Origin of the sequence: Pseudomonas sp. GM55 (genome assembly GCF_000282395.1) — a bacterium.
Taxonomy (GTDB): domain Bacteria; phylum Pseudomonadota; class Gammaproteobacteria; order Pseudomonadales; family Pseudomonadaceae; genus Aquipseudomonas; species Aquipseudomonas fluorescens_CC.
The window spans coordinates 18,053-37,288 of sequence record NZ_AKJJ01000010.1 but is presented as its reverse complement, the minus strand read 5'-3'; the positions used below and the strand labels follow the sequence as shown (position 1 = coordinate 37,288).

At 59.7% G+C, this 19,236-nt stretch carries 21 protein-coding genes; 12 read left to right on the top strand and 9 right to left on the bottom strand.

Features of this window, described 5'->3' with window-relative positions:
• The 3 genes from PMI31_RS02490 to PMI31_RS02480 all read left to right on the top strand — a co-directional run.
• The coding region (locus PMI31_RS02490; RefSeq protein ID WP_008016002.1) for a M10 family metallopeptidase C-terminal domain-containing protein at window positions 1-477 on the top strand (477 nt) is incomplete at its 5' end.
• A gap of 194 nt (window positions 478-671) precedes the next feature.
• Window positions 672-1,598 carry a LysR substrate-binding domain-containing protein gene (locus PMI31_RS02485; protein WP_008016001.1) on the top strand — a complete coding sequence of 309 codons (927 nt, stop codon included), beginning with the start codon at window positions 672-674 and terminating at the stop codon, window positions 1,596-1,598.
• 58 nt (window positions 1,599-1,656) lie between these two features.
• The gene (locus PMI31_RS02480; RefSeq protein ID WP_008015999.1) at window positions 1,657-2,022 is read left to right on the top strand and encodes a 5-carboxymethyl-2-hydroxymuconate Delta-isomerase; all 366 of its coding nucleotides are present in this window, start codon (window positions 1,657-1,659) and stop codon (window positions 2,020-2,022) included.
• 3 nt (window positions 2,023-2,025) lie between these two features.
• On the opposite strand, the gene PMI31_RS02475 is transcribed toward PMI31_RS02480, so the two are convergent.
• A complete protein-coding gene (locus PMI31_RS02475; RefSeq protein ID WP_008015998.1) occupies window positions 2,026-2,964 on the bottom strand; it encodes a LysR family transcriptional regulator in 939 nt (312 codons plus the stop codon).
• 114 nt (window positions 2,965-3,078) lie between these two features.
• Window positions 3,079-3,996, bottom strand: a complete 918-nt coding sequence (locus PMI31_RS02470) for a DMT family transporter (protein WP_008015997.1) — start codon at window positions 3,994-3,996, stop codon at window positions 3,079-3,081.
• A gap of 636 nt (window positions 3,997-4,632) precedes the next feature.
• On the opposite strand from PMI31_RS02470, the gene PMI31_RS02465 reads away from it, so the two are divergent.
• From PMI31_RS02465 to PMI31_RS02440, 6 genes are all read left to right on the top strand, one after another.
• Entirely contained in the window at window positions 4,633-6,015 is a 1,383-nt protein-coding gene (locus PMI31_RS02465) for a glutamine synthetase family protein (RefSeq protein ID WP_008015995.1), read from the top strand.
• Between the two features lie 189 nt (window positions 6,016-6,204).
• Window positions 6,205-7,854 (top strand): phosphoethanolamine transferase, encoded by a 1,650-nt coding sequence (locus tag PMI31_RS02460; protein WP_008015994.1) that lies wholly within the window; start codon window positions 6,205-6,207, stop codon window positions 7,852-7,854.
• Window positions 7,855-7,926: 72 nt separating this feature from the next.
• Window positions 7,927-8,577 carry a class I SAM-dependent methyltransferase gene (locus PMI31_RS02455; protein WP_008015993.1) on the top strand — a complete coding sequence of 217 codons (651 nt, stop codon included), beginning with the start codon at window positions 7,927-7,929 and terminating at the stop codon, window positions 8,575-8,577.
• A 123-nt stretch (window positions 8,578-8,700) separates the two neighbouring features.
• Window positions 8,701-9,834: a ribonuclease D gene (rnd, locus tag PMI31_RS02450; protein ID WP_008015992.1), complete on the top strand. Its 1,134-nt coding sequence runs from the start codon at window positions 8,701-8,703 to the stop codon at window positions 9,832-9,834.
• Window positions 9,831-10,124, top strand: a complete 294-nt coding sequence (locus PMI31_RS02445) for a YcgL domain-containing protein (RefSeq protein WP_008015991.1) — start codon at window positions 9,831-9,833, stop codon at window positions 10,122-10,124. Before rnd ends, PMI31_RS02445 begins: the two co-directional genes overlap by 4 nt.
• A 119-nt stretch (window positions 10,125-10,243) precedes the next feature.
• Window positions 10,244-11,176 (top strand): D-2-hydroxyacid dehydrogenase, encoded by a 933-nt coding sequence (locus PMI31_RS02440; protein ID WP_008015990.1) that lies wholly within the window; start codon window positions 10,244-10,246, stop codon window positions 11,174-11,176.
• A 107-nt stretch (window positions 11,177-11,283) separates the two neighbouring features.
• On the opposite strand, the gene PMI31_RS02435 is transcribed toward PMI31_RS02440, so the two are convergent.
• Window positions 11,284-11,877, bottom strand: a complete 594-nt coding sequence (locus PMI31_RS02435) for a nitroreductase family protein (RefSeq protein WP_008015989.1) — start codon at window positions 11,875-11,877, stop codon at window positions 11,284-11,286.
• A gap of 164 nt (window positions 11,878-12,041) precedes the next feature.
• On the opposite strand from PMI31_RS02435, the gene PMI31_RS02430 reads away from it, so the two are divergent.
• Together PMI31_RS02430 and PMI31_RS02425 are read left to right on the top strand one after the other, a co-directional pair.
• Window positions 12,042-12,491, top strand: a complete 450-nt coding sequence (locus tag PMI31_RS02430) for a YcgN family cysteine cluster protein (RefSeq protein WP_008015986.1) — start codon at window positions 12,042-12,044, stop codon at window positions 12,489-12,491.
• A gap of 35 nt (window positions 12,492-12,526) precedes the next feature.
• Entirely contained in the window at window positions 12,527-13,756 is a 1,230-nt protein-coding gene (locus PMI31_RS02425; protein ID WP_008015985.1) for a hypothetical protein, read from the top strand.
• A gap of 98 nt (window positions 13,757-13,854) precedes the next feature.
• Here PMI31_RS02425 and PMI31_RS02420 read toward each other — a convergent pair whose 3' ends face one another.
• The 4 genes from PMI31_RS02420 to PMI31_RS02405 all read right to left on the bottom strand — a co-directional run bounded on the left by PMI31_RS02420 (window position 13,855) and on the right by PMI31_RS02405 (window position 16,080).
• Window positions 13,855-14,217 (bottom strand): YgaP family membrane protein, encoded by a 363-nt coding sequence (locus tag PMI31_RS02420; protein WP_008015984.1) that lies wholly within the window; start codon window positions 14,215-14,217, stop codon window positions 13,855-13,857.
• A gap of 80 nt (window positions 14,218-14,297) precedes the next feature.
• Window positions 14,298-14,768, bottom strand: coding sequence for an RNA methyltransferase (locus tag PMI31_RS02415; protein WP_043302150.1), 471 nt, complete (start codon window positions 14,766-14,768; stop codon window positions 14,298-14,300).
• Between the two features lie 204 nt (window positions 14,769-14,972).
• A complete protein-coding gene (locus PMI31_RS02410) occupies window positions 14,973-15,344 on the bottom strand; it encodes a YajD family HNH nuclease (RefSeq protein ID WP_007898702.1) in 372 nt (123 codons plus the stop codon).
• A 49-nt stretch (window positions 15,345-15,393) separates the two neighbouring features.
• On the bottom strand, window positions 15,394-16,080 hold the full coding sequence (locus PMI31_RS02405) for a spermidine synthase (RefSeq protein WP_008015981.1): 687 nt from the start codon (window positions 16,078-16,080) through the stop codon (window positions 15,394-15,396).
• Between the two features lie 95 nt (window positions 16,081-16,175).
• Here PMI31_RS02405 and PMI31_RS02400 point away from each other — a divergent pair, with 95 nt between their 5' ends.
• The gene (locus PMI31_RS02400; RefSeq protein WP_008015979.1) at window positions 16,176-16,466 is read left to right on the top strand and encodes a hypothetical protein; all 291 of its coding nucleotides are present in this window, start codon (window positions 16,176-16,178) and stop codon (window positions 16,464-16,466) included.
• On the opposite strand, the gene PMI31_RS02395 is transcribed toward PMI31_RS02400, so the two are convergent.
• The gene (locus PMI31_RS02395) at window positions 16,463-16,936 is read right to left on the bottom strand and encodes a cyclic nucleotide-binding domain-containing protein (protein ID WP_008015977.1); all 474 of its coding nucleotides are present in this window, start codon (window positions 16,934-16,936) and stop codon (window positions 16,463-16,465) included. The genes PMI31_RS02400 and PMI31_RS02395 overlap by 4 nt on opposite strands.
• A 152-nt stretch (window positions 16,937-17,088) precedes the next feature.
• Window positions 17,089-19,143 carry a S9 family peptidase gene (locus PMI31_RS02390; RefSeq protein ID WP_008015976.1) on the bottom strand — a complete coding sequence of 685 codons (2,055 nt, stop codon included), beginning with the start codon at window positions 19,141-19,143 and terminating at the stop codon, window positions 17,089-17,091.
• Between the last annotated feature and the right edge of the window lie 93 nt (window positions 19,144-19,236).

Genomic DNA, 19,236 nt, shown 5'->3' with positions numbered 1-19,236 from the left:
GTCGGCGGCCTGGTGGGCAACGTCTCGATCGCTCAGGGCGTGACGGTGAAAGCCGCTATCGGCGGTTCAGGAAATGATCTGCTGATCGGCAACGCGATGGCCAACCTGCTGGAAGGCGGCGCCGGTAACGACATTCTCTACGGCGGTGGTGGTGGCGATACCTTGTGGGGTGGTGCGGGGGCGGACACCTTTGTGTTTGGTGCTGCCAGCGATACCCACTACAACGCACCGGACTGGATCATGGACTTCACCAGTGGCCAGGACAAGATCGATCTGTCGGGCCTCTCGCAGTTCGCTTCAGGTGGTGCAATGCTGAACTTCGTCAGCAGCTTCACCGGCCATGCGGGTGATGCGGTCCTGACTTACTTCGCTGAAACCAACCAGACGAGCCTGTATGTCGACCTTGACGGCATGGGTGTGGCGGGCTTTGCCCTAGGCACGGTGGGCCAGGCTGCGATGACGGATATCGTGGCGTAAGCCACAAATACAAAAGAGCGACCGGCGTCGCTCTCTGGTAAGGAAGGTCCGTCCATGGCCAACGTGGACGGACCTTTTTTGTGTGTTCAGTTTTTGTCCAGATGCATTGATCAGGCTGTTGAACTTGAGTTGGATAGACGGCAGTCGCGCCAGCTACCTAAACTGTCAGCAGATTTGGGGATCGGGGACAGTGGATGAACCGCAACGAACTTCGCAAGGCCGACATCAACCTGATGGTGGTATTCGAAACGCTGATGCTCGAGCGCAATGTCACTCGGGTGGCGGAGAAGCTGTTTCTCGGTCAGCCGACCATCAGTTCTGCGCTCAACCGCTTGCGTGCAATGTTCAATGATCCACTGTTTATACGTGTTGGCCATCGCATGGAGCCGACGGCGCGGGCAGAGGAGATCATCAAGCACCTGTCGCCGGCTCTGGACTCCTTGTCCGTGGCCTTGAGCCTGACCCATGATTTTGACCCGGCCAGCAGCACGATGTCGTTCCGCATCGGGTTGTCCGACGATGTCGAGTTCGGGCTGTTGCCGCCATTGCTGCGGGCTCTGCGCCAGGAGGCACCCAACGTGGTGTTTGTGGTGCAGCATGTCGATTACTGGCGAATTCCCGACTTGCTGGCATCCGGAGATATCACGGTGGGTATCAGCCAGACCCGCGGTTTGCCGGCCAATGCCAAGCGCAAGTTGCTGCGGCACATCCAGCCCAGCATTTTGCGCGCCGATGCCTCGGATACGCCGTTGACCCTCGATGAATATTGCGCGCGACCGCACGTACTGGTGTCCCATACCGCCAATGTCAGTGGCTATGCCGACGAGTGGCTGGCGGATATCGGTCGCACGCGCCAGGTGGTGCTTTCGGTGCCGCAGTACAGTGCATTGCCGGCCCTGCTTGCCGGCACCGACCTGATTGCCAGCCTGCCGGACTACACAGCCGAGGCGATGGCCGCATCGGGAGTGCTGTTCAAGGAACCTTTTCCCTTCAAGACTCCGACCCTGGATTTATCCATGGTCTGGCTCAGCCATGTCGACAGCGACCCTGCCGAGCGCTGGCTGCGTTCGCGCCTGGAGGCGTTCATGAGTGAGCGCGCCGTATTGCCGCTGCCCGAATGAACAGGGTGGCGCTGTGTTATATGTACGACCTTTCCACCTCACTTGAAGGAAGCAACTCATGCCTCACCTGCACATGGAATACACCGCCAACCTGACTGATCTGAATGCCGATGTGGCATTGATGCGGTTGAACAATACGCTGGTGGGTTCCGGTCAGTTTGCTGCCGAATTCGACATCAAGAGCCGCGCGGTCAAGGTCGAGACGTTCAAGGTGGGCGCGGCACTGGCTGAGCGGGCGTTCGTGCATGTGAAGCTGGCGCTGTTGAGTGGTCGGTCCGCACAGATCAAGAAACAACTGTCTGAAAGCCTGCTGGCGGTGGTTCAGGACCTGTGTGAATGGCCGAGCGGCATTGAGGTCCAGTTGTGCGTGGAGATTCTCGACATCGATCGCGATTCCTACAGCAAGACCGCCATCAGCCACTGAGTATCAGGCTGTTTCCTGGTCGACACAGGCCTGGATCACCTGTTCTCGCAGCCAGGTGTTGGCGCTGTCCTGATCAACGTCCTGGCTCCACTGCATGTCGAAGGTGAAGTCCGGCAAGCCATCGGGCGCTTCGCAGTGATTGAAGGTGTCTGTGCTGGCTAGCAGTCGCTGGATGCGCCGGGGCAGGGTCAGGGCATAGTCGGTGCCGGTAATCAGCTTCAGCGCTGCGCTGTAGCTGTTGGCGCGTGCGACGATCTGGCGCTGATGAGCCTGCTGCGCGAGCCAGCCGTCGACCATGTTGGTGGCGGACGTCCAGGGTGTCGGGAAAACGTGTCGACGTTCGATATAGGTTTGCAGACTCAAGCGTGGTTCCGCTGGCGTGGCGCGTTTGTCGAAAACACACACCAGATCATCTTCGAGCAGCGTCTGCGATTTGAAATCGACGTGACTGCGATGAAAGTTCGGACCGAAGCACATCACCAGGTCGAGGCTGCCTTCGCGCAACGCGCGGGCAGGAATATCGGTCTCGAGTTTGACCACATTGACCATTACCGGAAGATCGGCGAGGTCGAAGGTTTTCAACAGGCGCGGCAGGATCAGTTGCTCGAAATATTCCGGTGCGCAGATATTGAAGGTCACGGGTTGCAGGCCAGGGTCGAACGTGGGTGAACCGGCGTGACACAGGTTGATGCCTTCGAGGATTTTCAGCACGTGAGGGTACATCGCGCCGGCTTTGCGGGTGGGCTGCATGCCGCCGGTACGGGTATTGATGAACAGCTCGTCCTCGAAACTGGCGCGCAGTTTTTTCAGGCAGTAACTCACCGTGGACTGGCTGACGCAAAGCGTCTCGGATACGCCGGTGACGCTGTTTTGCTCGTACACGGCGACGAACACCATGAGGTCCTGCATGTCGAGTTTTCTAAGCGAATTACTGTTCAGCATCCATTGCGTCTCGCTACGTTCCTTGCACTGACCTTGTGCAAGGATGAGCGAATGATCCTAGCGGAATGAGGGAGCAGGGAGAATGCCTTGCCGGAAGTTTCGCCCAAGCCCCCTTCAGTCCTGGACCATCGCCGACACGGCGCGGCGGCTGGACATCAACAGCGCGAACATGCCGACGCTCACCAGTACCGCGCCGGCCAACTCCAGCGGCAGCGGCATCAGGCGCCCCCAAAGCCAGTGAAACACGGTGATGAACAGCGTGCTCAGGTAGATGTAGGAAATCACCGAGGACGGCGCGATCACACCGATGGCCCGATGCAGCAGCCAAAACGTCGCCAGGGTGGCGAACACCGCCAGGTACATCAGCCAATAGAAGTCGTTGAGCGACAGTAGTGATGCCGAGCGCCAACCGCCACTGAAGCCACAGAACGCCAGCAGAAACAGCGCACCGAACAGCATGTTCCAGAATGTCATGGGCACCGGCCCGCGCCCCTTGAGGCTACTGGCTTTCAGGCGTTGGCTGAGGGGGGCGTAGAGTGCCATGGCCAGGCAGCCGATACCGTACACGGTCAATGCATAGGGCGATGGCAACTCGCCGTGGCCGCTGCCTTTCATGATCAGTAACACTGCCCCGGCAGCGGCGAGCAGCATCGGTACAATCCGTTGTTTCAGGCTGCCGTCAGGTGTCAGCACGGCTTCGAAAGCCAGGGTCATCAGCGGCACCAGGGTGAACATCGTCCCTGTGTTGACGGCCGAGGTGTAGCGCAATGCTTCGAACAGTGAGCCGAAGTACAGTGCCAGCAGCAGGCCGAGCACAGCGTGACCAAGCAATCCGCGGGCGGTCATGGCGGTATCGCCTTTGAGCAGCAATAGCGGGAGAAACACCACGGCGCAAAACAACAGGCGCAAACCGGTCAGCAGGATCGGGTTGATGGCCTGGCTGACTTGCGCCGCTGCGGAAAACGACGCAGCAATCAACAAGGCCCAAAGCAGCATACTGGCGTGAGCGGCGGCGATACCGGTGGTTTTCATGGCAGGCTCCGGGTCAATGGATGTGGCGGGGGTGGCGCCCTGGGTTGAAGGGCAACGGCATGGAGGGGCGCAGGTTCAGGGCAACCGGGACAACGCTGGGCATCAGCCAGAGGGCAGGGTGGGCGGTGGCGCGCGTGTTTTCCATGATCGGGCCTTGAACAGTAGTGGTCCGATTAGGCGCGCGTAGCCTGGAGGCGGCAAATCAGAAAGTCCGGTGTGGTATCTGGAAATTAAATACAAGCTCCAGCAGGGGTACCACTGAACAGGGAAATGTTTAGCCTAACGACATCCAAAGTTCTTCAAATCCCGATTTAACGACTTGATCCATCGTGTGAGGCTGCGGGTCATCTGATTTCTGCGGTTCTCCCTATGGACGGTTGGCCAGTCGCAATTCACTTCAAGGCATCCACCGACGCTCGAGCGTCGAGCCTTGGTCGTCGATTCATGACCGCCACCGCACCAAACCTTTGCGCACTTCCTTCTGAGCTGGCCTTCTGGGCGCTGTGGCATTGCCGCCATGCGCGCCCGCCGGATTCCTGCTTTTTCCGCTGATTGTCCCTACCTGTTCCGGTTGATGCCGGGATTCACGTGCGGGTGCTTTTGCGTACCCGTCTGACACGGAAAAAGAGAATTCCCATGAGCAGTGCCACCACCTCGTTTGCCACCAGGCTTGAAGCCCTGACCTTTCTGGAGCAGAACCCGGATATCGAAATGTTCGAGCTGTTCATCCTCGACAACAACGGGGTGCCGCGGGGCAAGTTGTTGCACCGTGACGAGTTGCTGGCGGTGTATGAAAGCGGGCGGCCATTGCCGAGCACCATCCTCGGGCTGACCATCAACGGCGATGATGTGGAAAATTCAGGGCTGGTCTGGGAGGTCGGTGACATCGACTGCCGGGCCTACCCGATCAGCGGCAGCCTCACGCGTATGCCGTGGCGCCTGATTCCGACGGCGGCCGTGCAGGTCAGCATGCACCCAACGCAAGGAATGCCCGCCACCATTGCCGACCCCCGTCATTTGTTGGCGAAAGTCATCGAAGGTTTACAGGCTGACGGCTATTACCCGGTCATGGCGGCGGAACTGGAGTTCTACCTGCTGGATCAGCAGCACGACAGTAACGGCCGGCCTCAACCAGCGCGGGATGTCGATGGCGGGCGTCCGCGCGGCACTCAGGTCTATGGTTTGCGCGAGCTTGAACAGATCGAACCGTTTCTGGCCGATCTCTATAGCGCCTGCAAGCTCCAGGGGATTCCGGCGCGTACGGCCATTTCCGAATACGCGCCGGGGCAAGTGGAAATCACCCTCGAGCACCGCACCGATGCGTTGCAGGCGATGGACGAAGCGGTGCGCTACAAGCGTCTGGTCAAGGGTGTGGCGCACAAGCACGGCATGACAGCCTGCTTCATGGCCAAGCCTTTCGATGACCTGGCCGGTACCGGGATGCACATGCACGTGAGCCTGGCGGACAAGGACGGCAACAACCTCTTTGCCAGCGAAGCCCCGGATGGAACGCCACTGCTCAAGCAGGCTGTCGCAGGCATGCTCAGTACCTTGCTCGATTCGCTGTTGCTGTTCTGCCCCAATGCCAACTCCTACCGTCGATTCCAGGCCAACAGCTATGCGCCTCTGGCGGCCACCTGGGGCGTGGACAATCGCACCGTGAGCCTGCGCGTACCCGGCGGGCCGGCGTATTCCCGGCACATCGAGCATCGGATTTGTGGCGCAGATGCCAACCCCTATCTGGCGGCTGCGGCGATACTGGCCGGTATTCATCGCGGTATCCGTGAACAACTCGACCCTGGTGCGCCGGTGGAGGGCAATGGCTACGCCCAGGCTGCGAAACTGTTGCCGACAGACTGGCTGACCACATTGCGATCGCTGGAAGGCTCCAGTTGGGCCCGGGAAGCGTTCGGCGGGGAGTTCCTCGGTGTCTACCTGGCGGTGAAACGCGCCGAATATCGCCAATTCATGGGGGAGGTCGGTGAACAGGACTGGCGCTGGTACTTGCACCAGGCTTGAGTCGAAGCTGAACCGGAGCTGAACCATTCTCAAATAGTCTGAAGTTTCAGGCGGGTTTTATAAGCCAACTAATTGTTGGCTTCTTTTTCACAAAAAATTGATGGTTGGCTACCTAAAATTAGAGCTGCCTCGGTAAATGAAATTTTCACATTTGCCGAAGGTACTTCTTTTCAGGACCCGCCGAACCTCATGCTCAAGATTAAAGCCGTGCGCCCCGAATGGGTGACACTGATTGCCAGCGCATTTTTGTTAGTTGGCTTCAATTTTGTACTCTGGCAACACCTGTTCGAAATCACCGCATCCGATGGCAAAGGCATCGTCATGCGCGTGGCCTTCGGGGTGATGATCTTCGCGGCCTTCAACATTGTACTGACCCTGCTGGCCTTCCGGCCGGTGCTGAAGCCGGTCCTGACCCTGCTGTTCATGATCAGTGCGGGCGTAGCGTATTTCATGAGTCAGTATGGTGTTCTGATCGACACCGGCATGTTGCGTAACTTTGCGGAAACCAATGCTACGGAAGTGCGCGACTTACTGTCGCTCAAGTTGTTTGTTTATATCCTGCTATTGGGTGTTTTACCGACTTGGCTGTTGTGGAAGACACCGATTGATTACCGTCGTTGGCACCGTGAGCTACTGAGTAAAGTCTTGGTGGCTTTTGCCTCGGCAGCAGTCATTGGTGGTGTTGCACTGATTAACTACCAAGGCCTGTCTTCGTTGTTTCGCAATCACCACGAATTGCGCCTGATGGTGGTGCCAAGCAACTATATTGGTGCCTCGGCTGGTTTCTTGCGTGAAAAAGTAGCCACTGCACGACAGCCCTTTGTCAAAATCGGGGAAGATGCCCAACGCAATCCGGCCTGGCAAACTCACGGGCGCAAATCCCTGACTGTTCTTGTCGTGGGTGAAAGTGCCCGGGCAGAGAACTTCGGCATCCTTGGCTACAGCCGCGACACCACGCCGAAACTGAGTAAGGAAGACGGCCTGATCGCCTTCACCGATGTGCACTCCTGCGGTACTGAAACCGCCGTATCGGTGCCTTGCATGTTCTCCAATATGGGGCGCAAGGACTACAACGCCAGCAAGGCAAAGAACGAAGAAGGCCTGCTGGATGTGCTCAAGCATGCAGGTATCGATGTGATCTGGCGTGACAACCAGTCAGGCTGCAAAGGTACGTGCGATCGCGTCACCATTGAAGACGTCAGCAATCTGAAAGATCCGGCGCTGTGCGCCAACAGTGAATGCCGCGACGAAATCCTGTTGCAAGGATTGCAACATTTCATCGATACCCTGGACAAAGACACCGTATTGGTATTGCACCAGATGGGCAGCCACGGTCCGGAGTACTTCAAGCGTTACCCGAAAGAATTCGAACGTTTTACCCCGGTTTGCGAGAGTAACGCCCTGAACAATTGCAGTCGCGAAAGTATCGTCAACGGCTACGACAACACCCTGGTCTATACCGACCATGTGCTGTCGACCTTGATCGATCTGTTGCGCAGTAACCAGGGCAAAGTGGATACCGCGATGTTGTATCTGTCGGACCACGGCGAGTCCCTGGGTGAATACAACTTGTTCCTCCACGGCACGCCTTACATGCTGGCCCCGGAACAGCAAAAGCATGTAGCCATGTTTGCCTGGTTCTCCGACAGCTATAAAAAGTCGTTTGCGGTAGATACCCATTGCCTGCAGCAGAGTCGCGAAAAACCCTTGAGTCAGGACAACCTGTTTCATTCGATGCTTGGGCTGCTGGAGGTCAACAGCAAGGTCTATAACCAGGATCTGGACATGTTTGCCGGATGTCGTGGTCCAGTGGTCGACGGTGCGTTGGCCAAAGATTGAGTGCTCCGGTTTCGTTTCACGCGGCGGCCGCCGACCTGCGGCTTGTAGAACTTTTATCAAGAGCCATTGCACATGTCCGCTCAGCCCCCATCCGCCATCGAGCTTGAGATTGCCCGGCGCTACGACCAGGAACATGCGCGCGTCTGCCTTCAGCCGCAAGCGCCGGGTCTGGCCGGGCGTCTGGCGCTCTGGCGTGAGGAGCGTTTGGTGCGCAATGCACTCAAGGTCGCCGGCGAGCCGGGGTTGATCCTTGACGTGGCCTGCGGTGTGGGGCGTTTCTGGCCGGTGCTGGCCGAACATGCCAATCGGGTGATTCTCGCGACGGATCCGTCCCAGGACATCCTCGATCATGCCCGTACGCATCACCCGCAGAGTCTGTTGAAGCGGATCAAGACCTTTCAAAGCTCCGCGTTCACGATTGGCTTGTCGGAGAACGCGGTTGACTGCATCTTTTGCATGCAATTGTTTCAGTACCTTGCCAACCCGGAACATCGTCTGGCGATGCTTGGCGAGTTTTGCCGGGTCAGTCGCGATACGGTGATTGTCGCGGTGCGCCTCGGCGGTCGCTTCAAGGGCGCGCGTTCAGGCGTGGAAGGGCCGTTGCCGAGCAAGGCCGAGGTGGAAAGCGAGTTCAGGCAGGCGGGTTTCCGTTTGCTCAGCCATCAGGACTTTTTGCCCGGTTGTGCGCGGATGCGGATCTACGTGCTGGGTAAGACCAGCTAGCCCGACTTTGTCGGACTATTCTGTATGTCACGCAGTAATTTTCGCTAACGCTCTTGTTCAGTGGATGCGCGGAAATCGCCGGGGGCGATATATACTGCGCGCCATTCTTCAAGGGAGAGCCGTGTGGCCATCGATATTCACTGGATTCGCGACAACGATAGCCTCGGACGGTTGTGTGCCGAGTGGCAACAGTTGCCATTCGTTGCCCTCGACACCGAATTCATGCGGGTCGACACCTTCTACCCGATCGCCGGTCTGCTACAGGTCGGCGATGGCGAACGCGCCTACCTGATTGATCCACTGACCATCGACAACTGGCAGCCATTGGCCGCGTTGCTGGAAAACCCGGCCGTGGTCAAAGTTGTCCACGCGTGCAGTGAAGACCTCGAAGTCCTGCTGCGCCTGACCGGCAGCCTGCCGGCGCCACTGTTCGATACGCAGTTGGCTGCCGCTTACCTGAACCTCGGTTTTTCCATGGGCTATTCGCGTCTGGTGCAGGAAGTGCTCGGCATCGACCTGCCCAAGGGGGAAACCCGTTCCGACTGGCTGCAACGCCCGCTTTCCGAAACCCAGATCAGCTATGCGGCCGAAGACGCCGTGCATTTGGCTGAAGTCTTCGTAAAGCTGCGTCCAAAGCTGTCTGACGACAAATACGTCTGGGTCCTGGAAGACGGCGCCGAACTGGTGGCCAACCTGCGCCGCGAGATCGACCCTAACGAGGTCTATCGCGATGCCAAGCTGGCCTGGAAGCTGTCCCGCGCCCAGCTCGCCGTTTTGCGTGAGCTCTGCGCCTGGCGCGAAAAGGAAGCTCGCGCCCGTGATCTGCCACGCAACCGGATTATCCGCGAGCATTCGCTGTGGCCATTGGCTCGCACGCAGCCGGACAACCTCGGTGCCCTGGCGAAAATCGAAGACATGCACCCGCGTACCGTGCGTCAGGACGGCGAGTTTCTGCTTGATCTGATCAAGCGCTCTGGCAGTGTGTCGCCTGATCAATGGCCGCCGGCCGTGGCGGAGCCATTACCGGTTGACGCTGCCGTGCTACTCAAGCAGTTGAAAGCCATCGGCCAGGCCGAAGCCGAGCGCCTGAACATTGCGCCGGAACTGATGCTGCGCAAGAAAACCCTGGAAGCGCTGCTCAAGAGCGGCTTTCCCAATGGTCCCTACCAATTGCCTGATTCGCTGCGTGGCTGGCGCCGCGAATTGATGGGTCAGACGCTGCTCGACAGCCTGGCCACCGCCGGAGAACAGCCTTGAAACGTATTTGCTCCATCTACCGCAGCTCGAAGAAAAACGAAATGTATCTGTATGTGCTCAAGAGCGATGCTCTGGAGCGTGTGCCGGATGCCCTGATGGCAGCCTTCGGCAAGGCCATCCATGCGTTCGACATGGTGCTGACCCCCGAGCGCAAGCTGTCGCGCGAGGACATCGCGGTCGTACTGGAAAACCTCGAAAAACAGGGTTATCACCTGCAAATGCCGCCTGCCGAAGACGAGTACATCGAGCACTTGCCGGAAGAGTTGTTGCGTCGCAACGATCCGGTGTGAGCGGCAGACAGGCTCTGTTCAGAGTGGTTATGAAACACTGATTGATTTTAGCGATGGCAGCATTGACGGAGCACCGCTCTGTCGGCGGCCGTCTGCACCGTTTTTGAAAGGTTTGAAGCATGCGCGTCCTGATTGCTGAACACGACCACCCCGTGTACGCCCAACTGTTGCGCGAGGCGGCACCGGATCTGGAGGTGCTGACCAGCGGTGACTCCGCCGAACTGGCCAGTCAGGCTGCCGATTGCCCGGTATGGCTCGGCCAGCCTGATTTACTGGCGACCCTGTTACGCCAGGGCCATCAACCGCAATGGCTGCAATCGACCTGGGCCGGCATTACGCCGCTGCTGGCCGATGGCTTGCCGCGACACTATCGGCTGACCCGTGCAGTCGGCATCTTCGGACAAGTCATGGCCGAGTATGTGCTCACCTATATGCTCGGTCACGAACGTGAAGTGCTGGCGCGGCTGGTCAGCCAGGTCGAGCGCAAATGGGACAGCCGCCACGGCCAGAGCCTGGCGGGGCGTAAGGTGCTGATCGTCGGCACGGGTGACATCGGTCAAAGTGTCGCGCAGTTCCTTGTGCCGTTTGGCGTCGAGTTGTATGGCGTTGCCAGCCGCGCGCGGGAGCAGGCACCGTTTATCGAAGTCGGTTCACTGGCGGATCTGCCGCGGCTGGTCGGTGAGGTCGATTACGTGGTCAATCTGCTGCCGAACACGCCGGACACCCACGATATCTACGACGCGGCGCTGTTCAAGCAATTCAAGCCGACCGGGTTGTTCATCAACGCCGGGCGCGGTGTGGCGGTGGTTGATGCGGATCTGGTGGAGGCCTTGAAGGAAGGGCATCTGGCTGGCGCGGTGATCGACGTGTGCCGTCAGGAACCATTGCCCCAGCGACATCCATTCTGGACGGCCTGGGGCCTGCTGCTGACCGGCCACAGTTCGGCACCGACTTCGCCGTCGATGATGGTGAAGCTGTTTGTCGAAAACCTGCAGGCGTATCAGGCCGGAGAAGCGTTGCGCGGGGAAGTGGATTTCGATCGCGGGTATTGAGCTCATCGCTTGCCTGGCTGTGTAGGAGCGAGCTTGCTCGCGATGGTGTGTCAGTCGACACCAAGGTAGCTGACACTCCTTCGCGAGCAAGCTCGCTCCTACAGGGCTTAGAGGCTGAAGTCACCTTCAGCCGCCAACTCGCTCAATGGACGACGCGGGCTGGGTTCTTCACGGGCTTGCAGGTAATCCGCCAGGCTTGCCTTGTCCCCCAGCTTGCCCACCGCGACGGCGGCGTGCAGGGCGTAGCCTTCAGGAATATTCAGCTCCTTGCGGGTCAGTTCCTGATCGAAGCCGGCCATGCCGTGGGTGTGCCAGCCGCTCAGGCTCGCTTGCAAGGCCAGGTGGCCCCAGGCGGAACCGGTGTCGAAGGTGTGCCACAGGGCCGGGGTTTCTTCGGTGGCACCAGGCGCGGCGAAGGTGGTTTTCGAAATCACGATCACCAGGGCCGAAGCATGTTGTGCCCAGCTGCGGTTGAATTCGTTCAGCAGGCCCAGGTAACGCTCCCAGTTCGGCGTGTCGCGACGTGCGTAGAGGAAGCGCCACGGCTGCGAGTTGTAGGCCGAAGGTGCCCAGCGGGCGGCTTCGAAGAAGCTCAGCAGGGTTTCCTCTGGAATCGTTTCGCCAGTAAAGGCGCGGGGCGACCAGCGATCGGTGAACTGAGGGTGAATGGCGTAATCGGCAACGCGTGGGTTAGCACTCATCAAGAGATTCCTTGCTACGTTTGAAAGTGGGAGCGACGCAAAACCCTACTTGGCAGCGCATAAACTGACAAGCCCGTTCTACCGGCAGTCGCCAATGCTTGGCCCAAGGGGCTTCGGGCACTAGACTGGCGGCCTTTTCACCACCTGATGTCGATGCTCGAACCATGGCCGCCAAAGTAGAACCGTTCTGGATACGCAAAACCCTCGATCAACTCGATCAGGAGGAATGGGAGTCGCTGTGCGACGGCTGTGGATTGTGCTGCCTGCAAAAGCTTGAAGACGAAGACGACAACAGCGTTTATTACACGCGCATCGCCTGCAAATTGCTGGACCTGAAAACCTGCCAGTGCACCGACTATCCCAACCGTCGTGACTCCGTGCCGGACTGTATCCAGCTCACGCCGGGCAAGGCCGATGAATTCAAATGGCTGCCACCGACCTGCGGCTATCGTCTGGTCAGCGAAGGCAAGGACCTGCCGTTGTGGCATCACCTGGTGTGCGGTGATCGCGATGCGGTACATCACGAGCGGATTTCCCAGTCCGGGCGCATGCTCGCCGAAGGCAGCGTGCCGGAAGACGATTGGGAAGATCACCTGATTTTCCGCGCAGGCTGACGGCCAAACGGTTAACGTTTCACGAAGGAGTGTGTATGGCTGTGGGATGGCGGCAGGCGTGGGTCATCGGTTTACTGGGCGTGTATTCGCCCGTATGGGCAGTGAACAAGGTCAATCTGGATTATCACGTGCACCTGTTGCCGCAGAGCGATCAGGCCGAAGTGCGCCTGACGCTCGCCCAGGGTTCGGCGGTGCGCAGCCTGGATTTCGACCTCGGCGACGGCAGTCGCTACAGCGATTTCAAGGCCGACGGCCAATGGCAACTGACCCCCGGCAAAGCGGCGCGAGGTGTCTGGCGCCCGACGGCTGACAAGGCCAGCCTGACCTACCGCGTGAGTATCAGCCACGGGCGCAAGAGCGGAAGCTTCGACACGCGCATGACGCCAAACTGGGCGTTGATGCGCGGCGAAGATCTGGTGCCGGCGGCCAGACTCGATCAACAGGACGGCATCGAACTGGTTTCACGCCTTGAATTCGAGCTGCCCAGTGGCTGGAAAAGCGTTGAAACCGCGTGGCCACGCATCGGTCAGAACAAATTCCGCATCGATAACCCCTCCCGACTGTTCGACCGGCCCACAGGCTGGATGCTCGCCGGCCAGCTTGGCAGCCGCCGTACGCGTCTGGGCGAGACTGAAGTCACCGTCGCCTCGCCAATGGGGCAGGGGATGCGCCGCATGGATGTGCTGACGCTGCTGACCTTCGTCTGGCCGCAAGTGCAGGCGCTGTATCCGCGTCACCCAGGCAAGCTGCTGATCGTCGGCGCCAGTGATCCAATGTGGCGCGGCAGTCAGTCGGCGCACGAGTCGATCTATCTCAACAGTCACCTGCCGTTGGTCAGCGAAAGTGGCACAAGTGCCCTGGTCCGTGAGTTGGCCCAGATGTTCGGGCGGATCAACGGCACGCAACGCAGTGACTGGATCAGTGAAGGCTTTGCCGAGTATTACGCGATCGAACTGGTGCGCCGGGCCGGCGGCATGAGCGATGAACGCTACGAGAACCTGCACGGCAAACTGGTCAGGATCAGCCAGAAAGTCACCACGCTGCGCAGTGAGCGGATCAACCCCACGCAGTTGGCCAGGGCAGTGGTGTTGCTGCAGGAACTGGATCGCGAAATTCGCCTGAAAACCCATAACAAGCGTTCGCTGGACGACGTGTTGCGCGGGGCGATGCGGCAGGGGAATATCGATACCCAGGCGTTTGTTCAGCTCAGCGAGAGCGTGATTGGTGGTTCTTCCAAGGTATTGAATACCGAGTTAATCCAGTAACTCCGTCTTCGCTGGCAAGCCAGCTCCTACACGGGTAGATCACCTGTAGGAGCGGGCTTGCCAGCGAAGGGGCCGGTTGCCTCAGCGCAAATCCGGATTCAAACCCCGGCTTTCGGCTTGCCGGTAACGCTGGCGGTTTTGGTCGCCGCCTCGGAATTGGCTTTCAACTGGCTCAGTTCTTCACCCGCCCGCTGGATTTTCGCCCGCACGTTGTTCATGTCCTGACGGCTTTTCTCCAGCAGGCTTTTCGCCGAGCTGTGGCCGGTAATGCCGCGTGCCAGGGCCACGCCGCCGATGGCCACCTGGATCAGGCCAAAGATCCCGCCTCGACGCAGGCCCTTGCCCACCATCACCACGCCGCCGGCCAGGGAGCCGATGCGTTCCCAGCCCTGCACGTTCTGCCCGGAAGGGCTCTGGAACGGGGTGGATTCGATACGCTCGACGGGTTTGAGTTCGCTCATGGTCTGTCTCCAGGCTTCGGTGATCGATAGATAAGCTGACTGCCCGGGCAGGCAGCTTGTTCAATCGGATGTGCGGCGATTCAGCGGAATTTTGGCCCCGAGCGGGTATTGAGCCCCTTGGCCATGCGGTCGTAGAGCACGACGTTGACCGTGGCGGCCAGGTTCATGCAACCAGTGGTCGGAATGTAGACCACGTCTTCACACCAGTCGCGAATCTCTTTATCCAGCGATCCGTCTTCCGGGCCGAAGATGTAGATCGCGCGATCCGGGTGGGTGTACTCCGGCAACGGGCGAGCGCCTTCGACCAGTTCCACGGCGACGGGCACACAATTGAGGGGCAGGATTTTCTTCAGGTCGTCGATGCCGATCAGCGGGATGTCGTAGTGCACGCGCTTGGTATCGGTAACGAAGTCGGCGGCGCGCTCATAGCGCTTGCCGGTGTAGAACACCGACGCCACGCCATAACAGCCAGCGGCTCGCATCACGGAACCGACGTTTTCCGGTGATTTGGGGTTATACAAACCAATGCAGCTGTACCGTTTGTCTGCCACGAGCGGGGTGCCTTTCGGGAAAAAAGCGCGATTATACGGGGATTGGGGGAGGGCGGGCAGATTCAAGACTTGTGGTGTCTGAACCATTGCTATCGCGGGCAAGTCGAATCGTCGCACCGCCGCTCCCACAGTGATATGTGGCGTTCACAGAACCTGTGGGAGCGGGCTTGCCCGCGAAGAGGCCAGTTCAGGCACTGAAGATGTTCAATCTTCTTTTTTCATCAATCCCGCCAACGCAGCAAACGGGTTATGCGTGGCCTTGGCGATCTTCGGCGTGCTCAGCGAGCCTTCGTCGAAATACTGCTGGTCGGTATACCGCGAGTGTTCGTTATCGTGGCAGTACAGGCACAACAACTCCCAGTTCGAGCCGTCCTGCGGGTTGTTGTCGTGGTTGTGGTCGCGGTGGTGCACCGTCAGTTCGCTCAGGCGCTTGCCGGAAAACTCACGGGCGCAGCGGCCACAGACGTGCGGGTACATCTTCAGGGCCTTGTCGCGGTAGCCCATTTCCTTGTCGCGCTGGTTGTCGGCGAGGATGCGATCCAGCTTGGACGTGTTGGTCGGGGTGGACGAACTCATGGGTTCACCTTTGCAGAAAGACTAATGACGGTATTAAGCGAAGTTTAGCTCAGCCCTTGAGCTTCTCGGCAATCCAGATGGTGTGGCGGGTGCCTTTGTTGCCATGGGCGAAGACCTGCACTTCATCAGCCTTGAAGCCGGCCTTCTTCAGTTTGTCGGAAAACTGCCGGTCGGCGCTGGCCGACCAGACGGCCAGCACACCTTTTGGTCTCAGGGCCTTGGCGCAGGCGCTCAGCCCGCCGGCCGAGTACAGCCAGCTGTTGGCTCTCTGGGTCAGGCCTTCGGGGCCGTTGTCGACGTCGAGCATGATGGCATCGAAGCCCTGGGGTTCGGCTTGCAGGACTTTTGCCACGTCTTCCATGCGAATCACTGTCCGCGGGTCGAGCAGCGGATTGCCAGCCTTCTCGCCCAGCGGTCCACGGTTCCACTCAACGACACCGGGCACCAGTTCGGCGACCACCACTTCGGCGGTCTTGCCCAGGTGCCTGAGTGCCGAGGCGAGGGTGAAACCCATGCCCAGGCCGCCGATGAGCACCCGTGAGTTCGGTCGACCGGCGACTTTGCGACACGGGATCTCGGCCAGGGCATCTTCGGAGCCATGCATGCGCGTGTTCATCAATTGCCCGCCATCGCCACCCTGGATCTTGATGACGAAATCCTCGCCGTATTCGAACAGGCACAGGGCACCGCCGTTTTCAGGAATGGGGGTGGTGTCCAGCAGAACGAAACGTTTCATGGGGCTCACTTGAAGAAAATTGGCTGCACAGGGGAGGGCAAACAGACGCAGTTGGGAGTAGCCTGCTTATGACGACAAGGCCAACGGAGCCATTGATGAAGCGCACCATTCTAACGGTCATTGCCCTGGCCGCGCTCTCGATAACTGCAGTGCCGGCTCAACAGTTGCAATCGATTCCCGTAAGCCCCGCGCCGATGCCAGGTTCGCCCGGCACCGCGACGCCCACGCCATACCCGCAAATCAGCCCGGTGCCTTTGCCTAAAGTCGGCCCCGGCAGTAGCGGTCCGCCGTTGGTGCCGATTGAAATGCCGAGCCCACCGACCAAGGACCAGCCGATACCGGGCCTGGAACCCAATCCGCCGAAACCCAAGTCGCCGGGCGGCTAGACCTGCTGCGAAAGCAGTTGGCCGTCGGCCATGCGCAGGCGTTTGGAGAGGGACACGGCGAGGGCGCGGATGATCTTGGCGGCGATTTTCGGTGCGTCGTTGAGCATCTTTTCCAGCGAGTCCTTGCCCAGGTTGAGCAACTGGCAGTTGCTTGCGGCCACGCAACTGGCCGAGCGCCGTTCGCCGTCGAGCACGGCCATTTCGCCGAACGAGCGGCCGCTGCGCAACGTGGCGATGGTGACTCGTTGCCCGTCAGCGGTGGTTTTCTGCACCGCCACCTGACCGGTATGGATGATGCACATGAAACTGCCGGCATCGCCCTCCTGGAAGATCTCCTCGCCCTGGGCAATGGTGCTGATGCTGAAGTAGCCCGAAGCCGCGGCGAAGTCCGCCGGCAGCAGTTGATTGAACAGGCCGCAATCCATCAGCCAGTCGCGAATTTCGTTGTTCAGAAAAGTTGATTCAGACATGTCGTCACGGTCTTTTTTGTGATTGTTGCTGACTCGAGTTTGAACTCACTGCAAATCCCCTGTGGGAGCGAGCTTGCTCGCTCCCACAGGGGATACGTGTTGTATCGGCCGCCGGTGTACGCAATTAAGACCGGCACACCGCGCCAGGTTCCTCAGGCAATGCCCAAAACCTTGAACAAAAATGCATATTCGAGTGCTACGTCACGCAATCCCTGATATCGACCGCTCATCCCGCCATGCCCGGCACCCAGTTCTGTCTTGAGCAGTAGTGGCTGGTTGTCGGTTTTGGTCGCGCGCAGTTTCGCCACCCACTTGGCCGCTTCCCAATACTGCACACGGCTGTCGTTGTAACCGGCGATCACCAGGGTCGCCGGATAAGCTTGCGCGGTGACATTTTCATAGGGGGCGTAGGCCTTGATCCGATCATGGACGTCCGGCTCCTCAGGGTTGCCCCACTCGTCGTATTCCGTCACGGTCAATGGCAGGTCAGGGTCGAGCATGGTGTTGAGTACGTCGACGAACGGCACCTCGGCGATGGCCGCGCCAAACAGCTCCGGCCGTTGATTGAGCACCGCGCCGATCAGCAGGCCACCGGCGCTGCCGCCGCTGATCGCCAACTGCGCTGCAGTGGTAAAGCCTTGGGCGATCAGGTGCTCGGCGCAGGCGATAAAGTCACTGAAGGTGTTGTGCTTGTGCTCCTGCTTGCCGGCGCGATACCAGGCTTCCCCCAGTTCGCCGCCGCCACGCACGTGGGCAATGGCAAACGCCATGCCACGATCCAGCAGGCTCAGGCGCGCATGGGAAAACCATGGGTCGAGGCTTTCGCCATAGGCGCCATAGCCGTAGAGGTACAGCGGCACGGGTTTGCCCAGGTCTGTGCGCTTGATCACCAGGCTGATGGGCACTTGCGTACCGTCCGGCGCAGTGGCCCACAGGCGCTGGCTGACATAGTCGTCGGCATCGAACGGGCCAAGCACCGGGGTTTGCTTGAGGACTTTCTGCTCGCCAGAGGCCAGGTCCAGTTGGCGGATTTGCGCCGGACGGTTCAACGCTTCGTAGCGCAGGCGAATCCGCTCGCTTTCGAATTCCAGGCTGTTTTGCACATGCAGGCTGTAGGCCGCATCCGGCAGTTGCACGCGATAAGGCGCCAGGCCTTGCGGGTGAACTTCGATGATCGGCAAGCCGCCGACCCGCAGACTCAGGGTCATGGCCCCGGTGTTCAGGCTGATGCCGTCGATCATCACCGTGTCGCTGTGGGGGATCAGGTTCTGCCACTCGGCTTCGGTCGGCGCGGCGCCGGTATCGACGGCCGTGTACAAGGCGAAATTGATACCGTCACGGTTGCTGCGAATGAACCAGGTCCATTGACCGTCGCGTGTACCGTGATCGACGTCGTATTCGTGATCCTCGACCCGTGGTGCCAGGCAGGTGAACGCCTGTTGGGGCTGGGAGGCGTCGAGGACCCAGACTTCGCTGGTGGTCTTGCTGCCCACGGACAGCAGTAATTGCTGCTCGGAGCTTGAACGGTAGCAATGCATGAAGAAGCGACCGTCCGGCTCATGGAACACTTCTTCGGCCGCCGTGCCGTCCAGTCGATAGCGGTACAGCTTGTGCGGGCGATGGGTGTCGTCCAGTTCGCCAAAGAATAGCGTCAGGCTGTCGTTGGCCCAGGTCATGCTGCCGTCACAGTCCTGGAATTCCAGCTCGCTGACGCGGCCGTCGGACAGTTCCTTCACGAACAACGTGTAAATTTCATCGCCACTGGCGTCGACGCTGTAGGCCAGGCGCTGATGATCCGGGCTGATGCTGAACGCCCCCAGGGAAAAGAAGCCGCCGTTGGCCAGTTCGTTCGGGTCCAGCAGCAATTGTTCGCGGCTTTCGTCGAGGGTCAGGCTGTCATCGGCCGGACGCGGGCAGCGGTAGTGCCGGGCGTACTCATCGCCCGCCATGGTGCGGGTGTAGTACAGATACGGTCCCCACGGCGAGGGCAGGGACAAATCGGTTTCGAGAATCCGCCCCTTGATCTCCTCGAAAAGGGTTTCGCGCAGCCCGGCCTGGTCGGCGGTCTGCGCTTCCTGATAGCGGTTTTCGGCTTTCAGGTAGTCGAGCACTGCATCGGTGTCGCGCTCTTGCAGCCAGGCATACGGGTCGGAGCCATCAGCCTTGTGGGCAATCGGGGCGTCGCAAGTGTTGGCGGATAGGGGCATGAAGGGCTCTCGAACAGTGTACGGAATAGGGGCTTCGCAACCTGTTCCCACAGGTTCCATCAGGTGCCTGACTGCCATTGATGCAGCCTGATG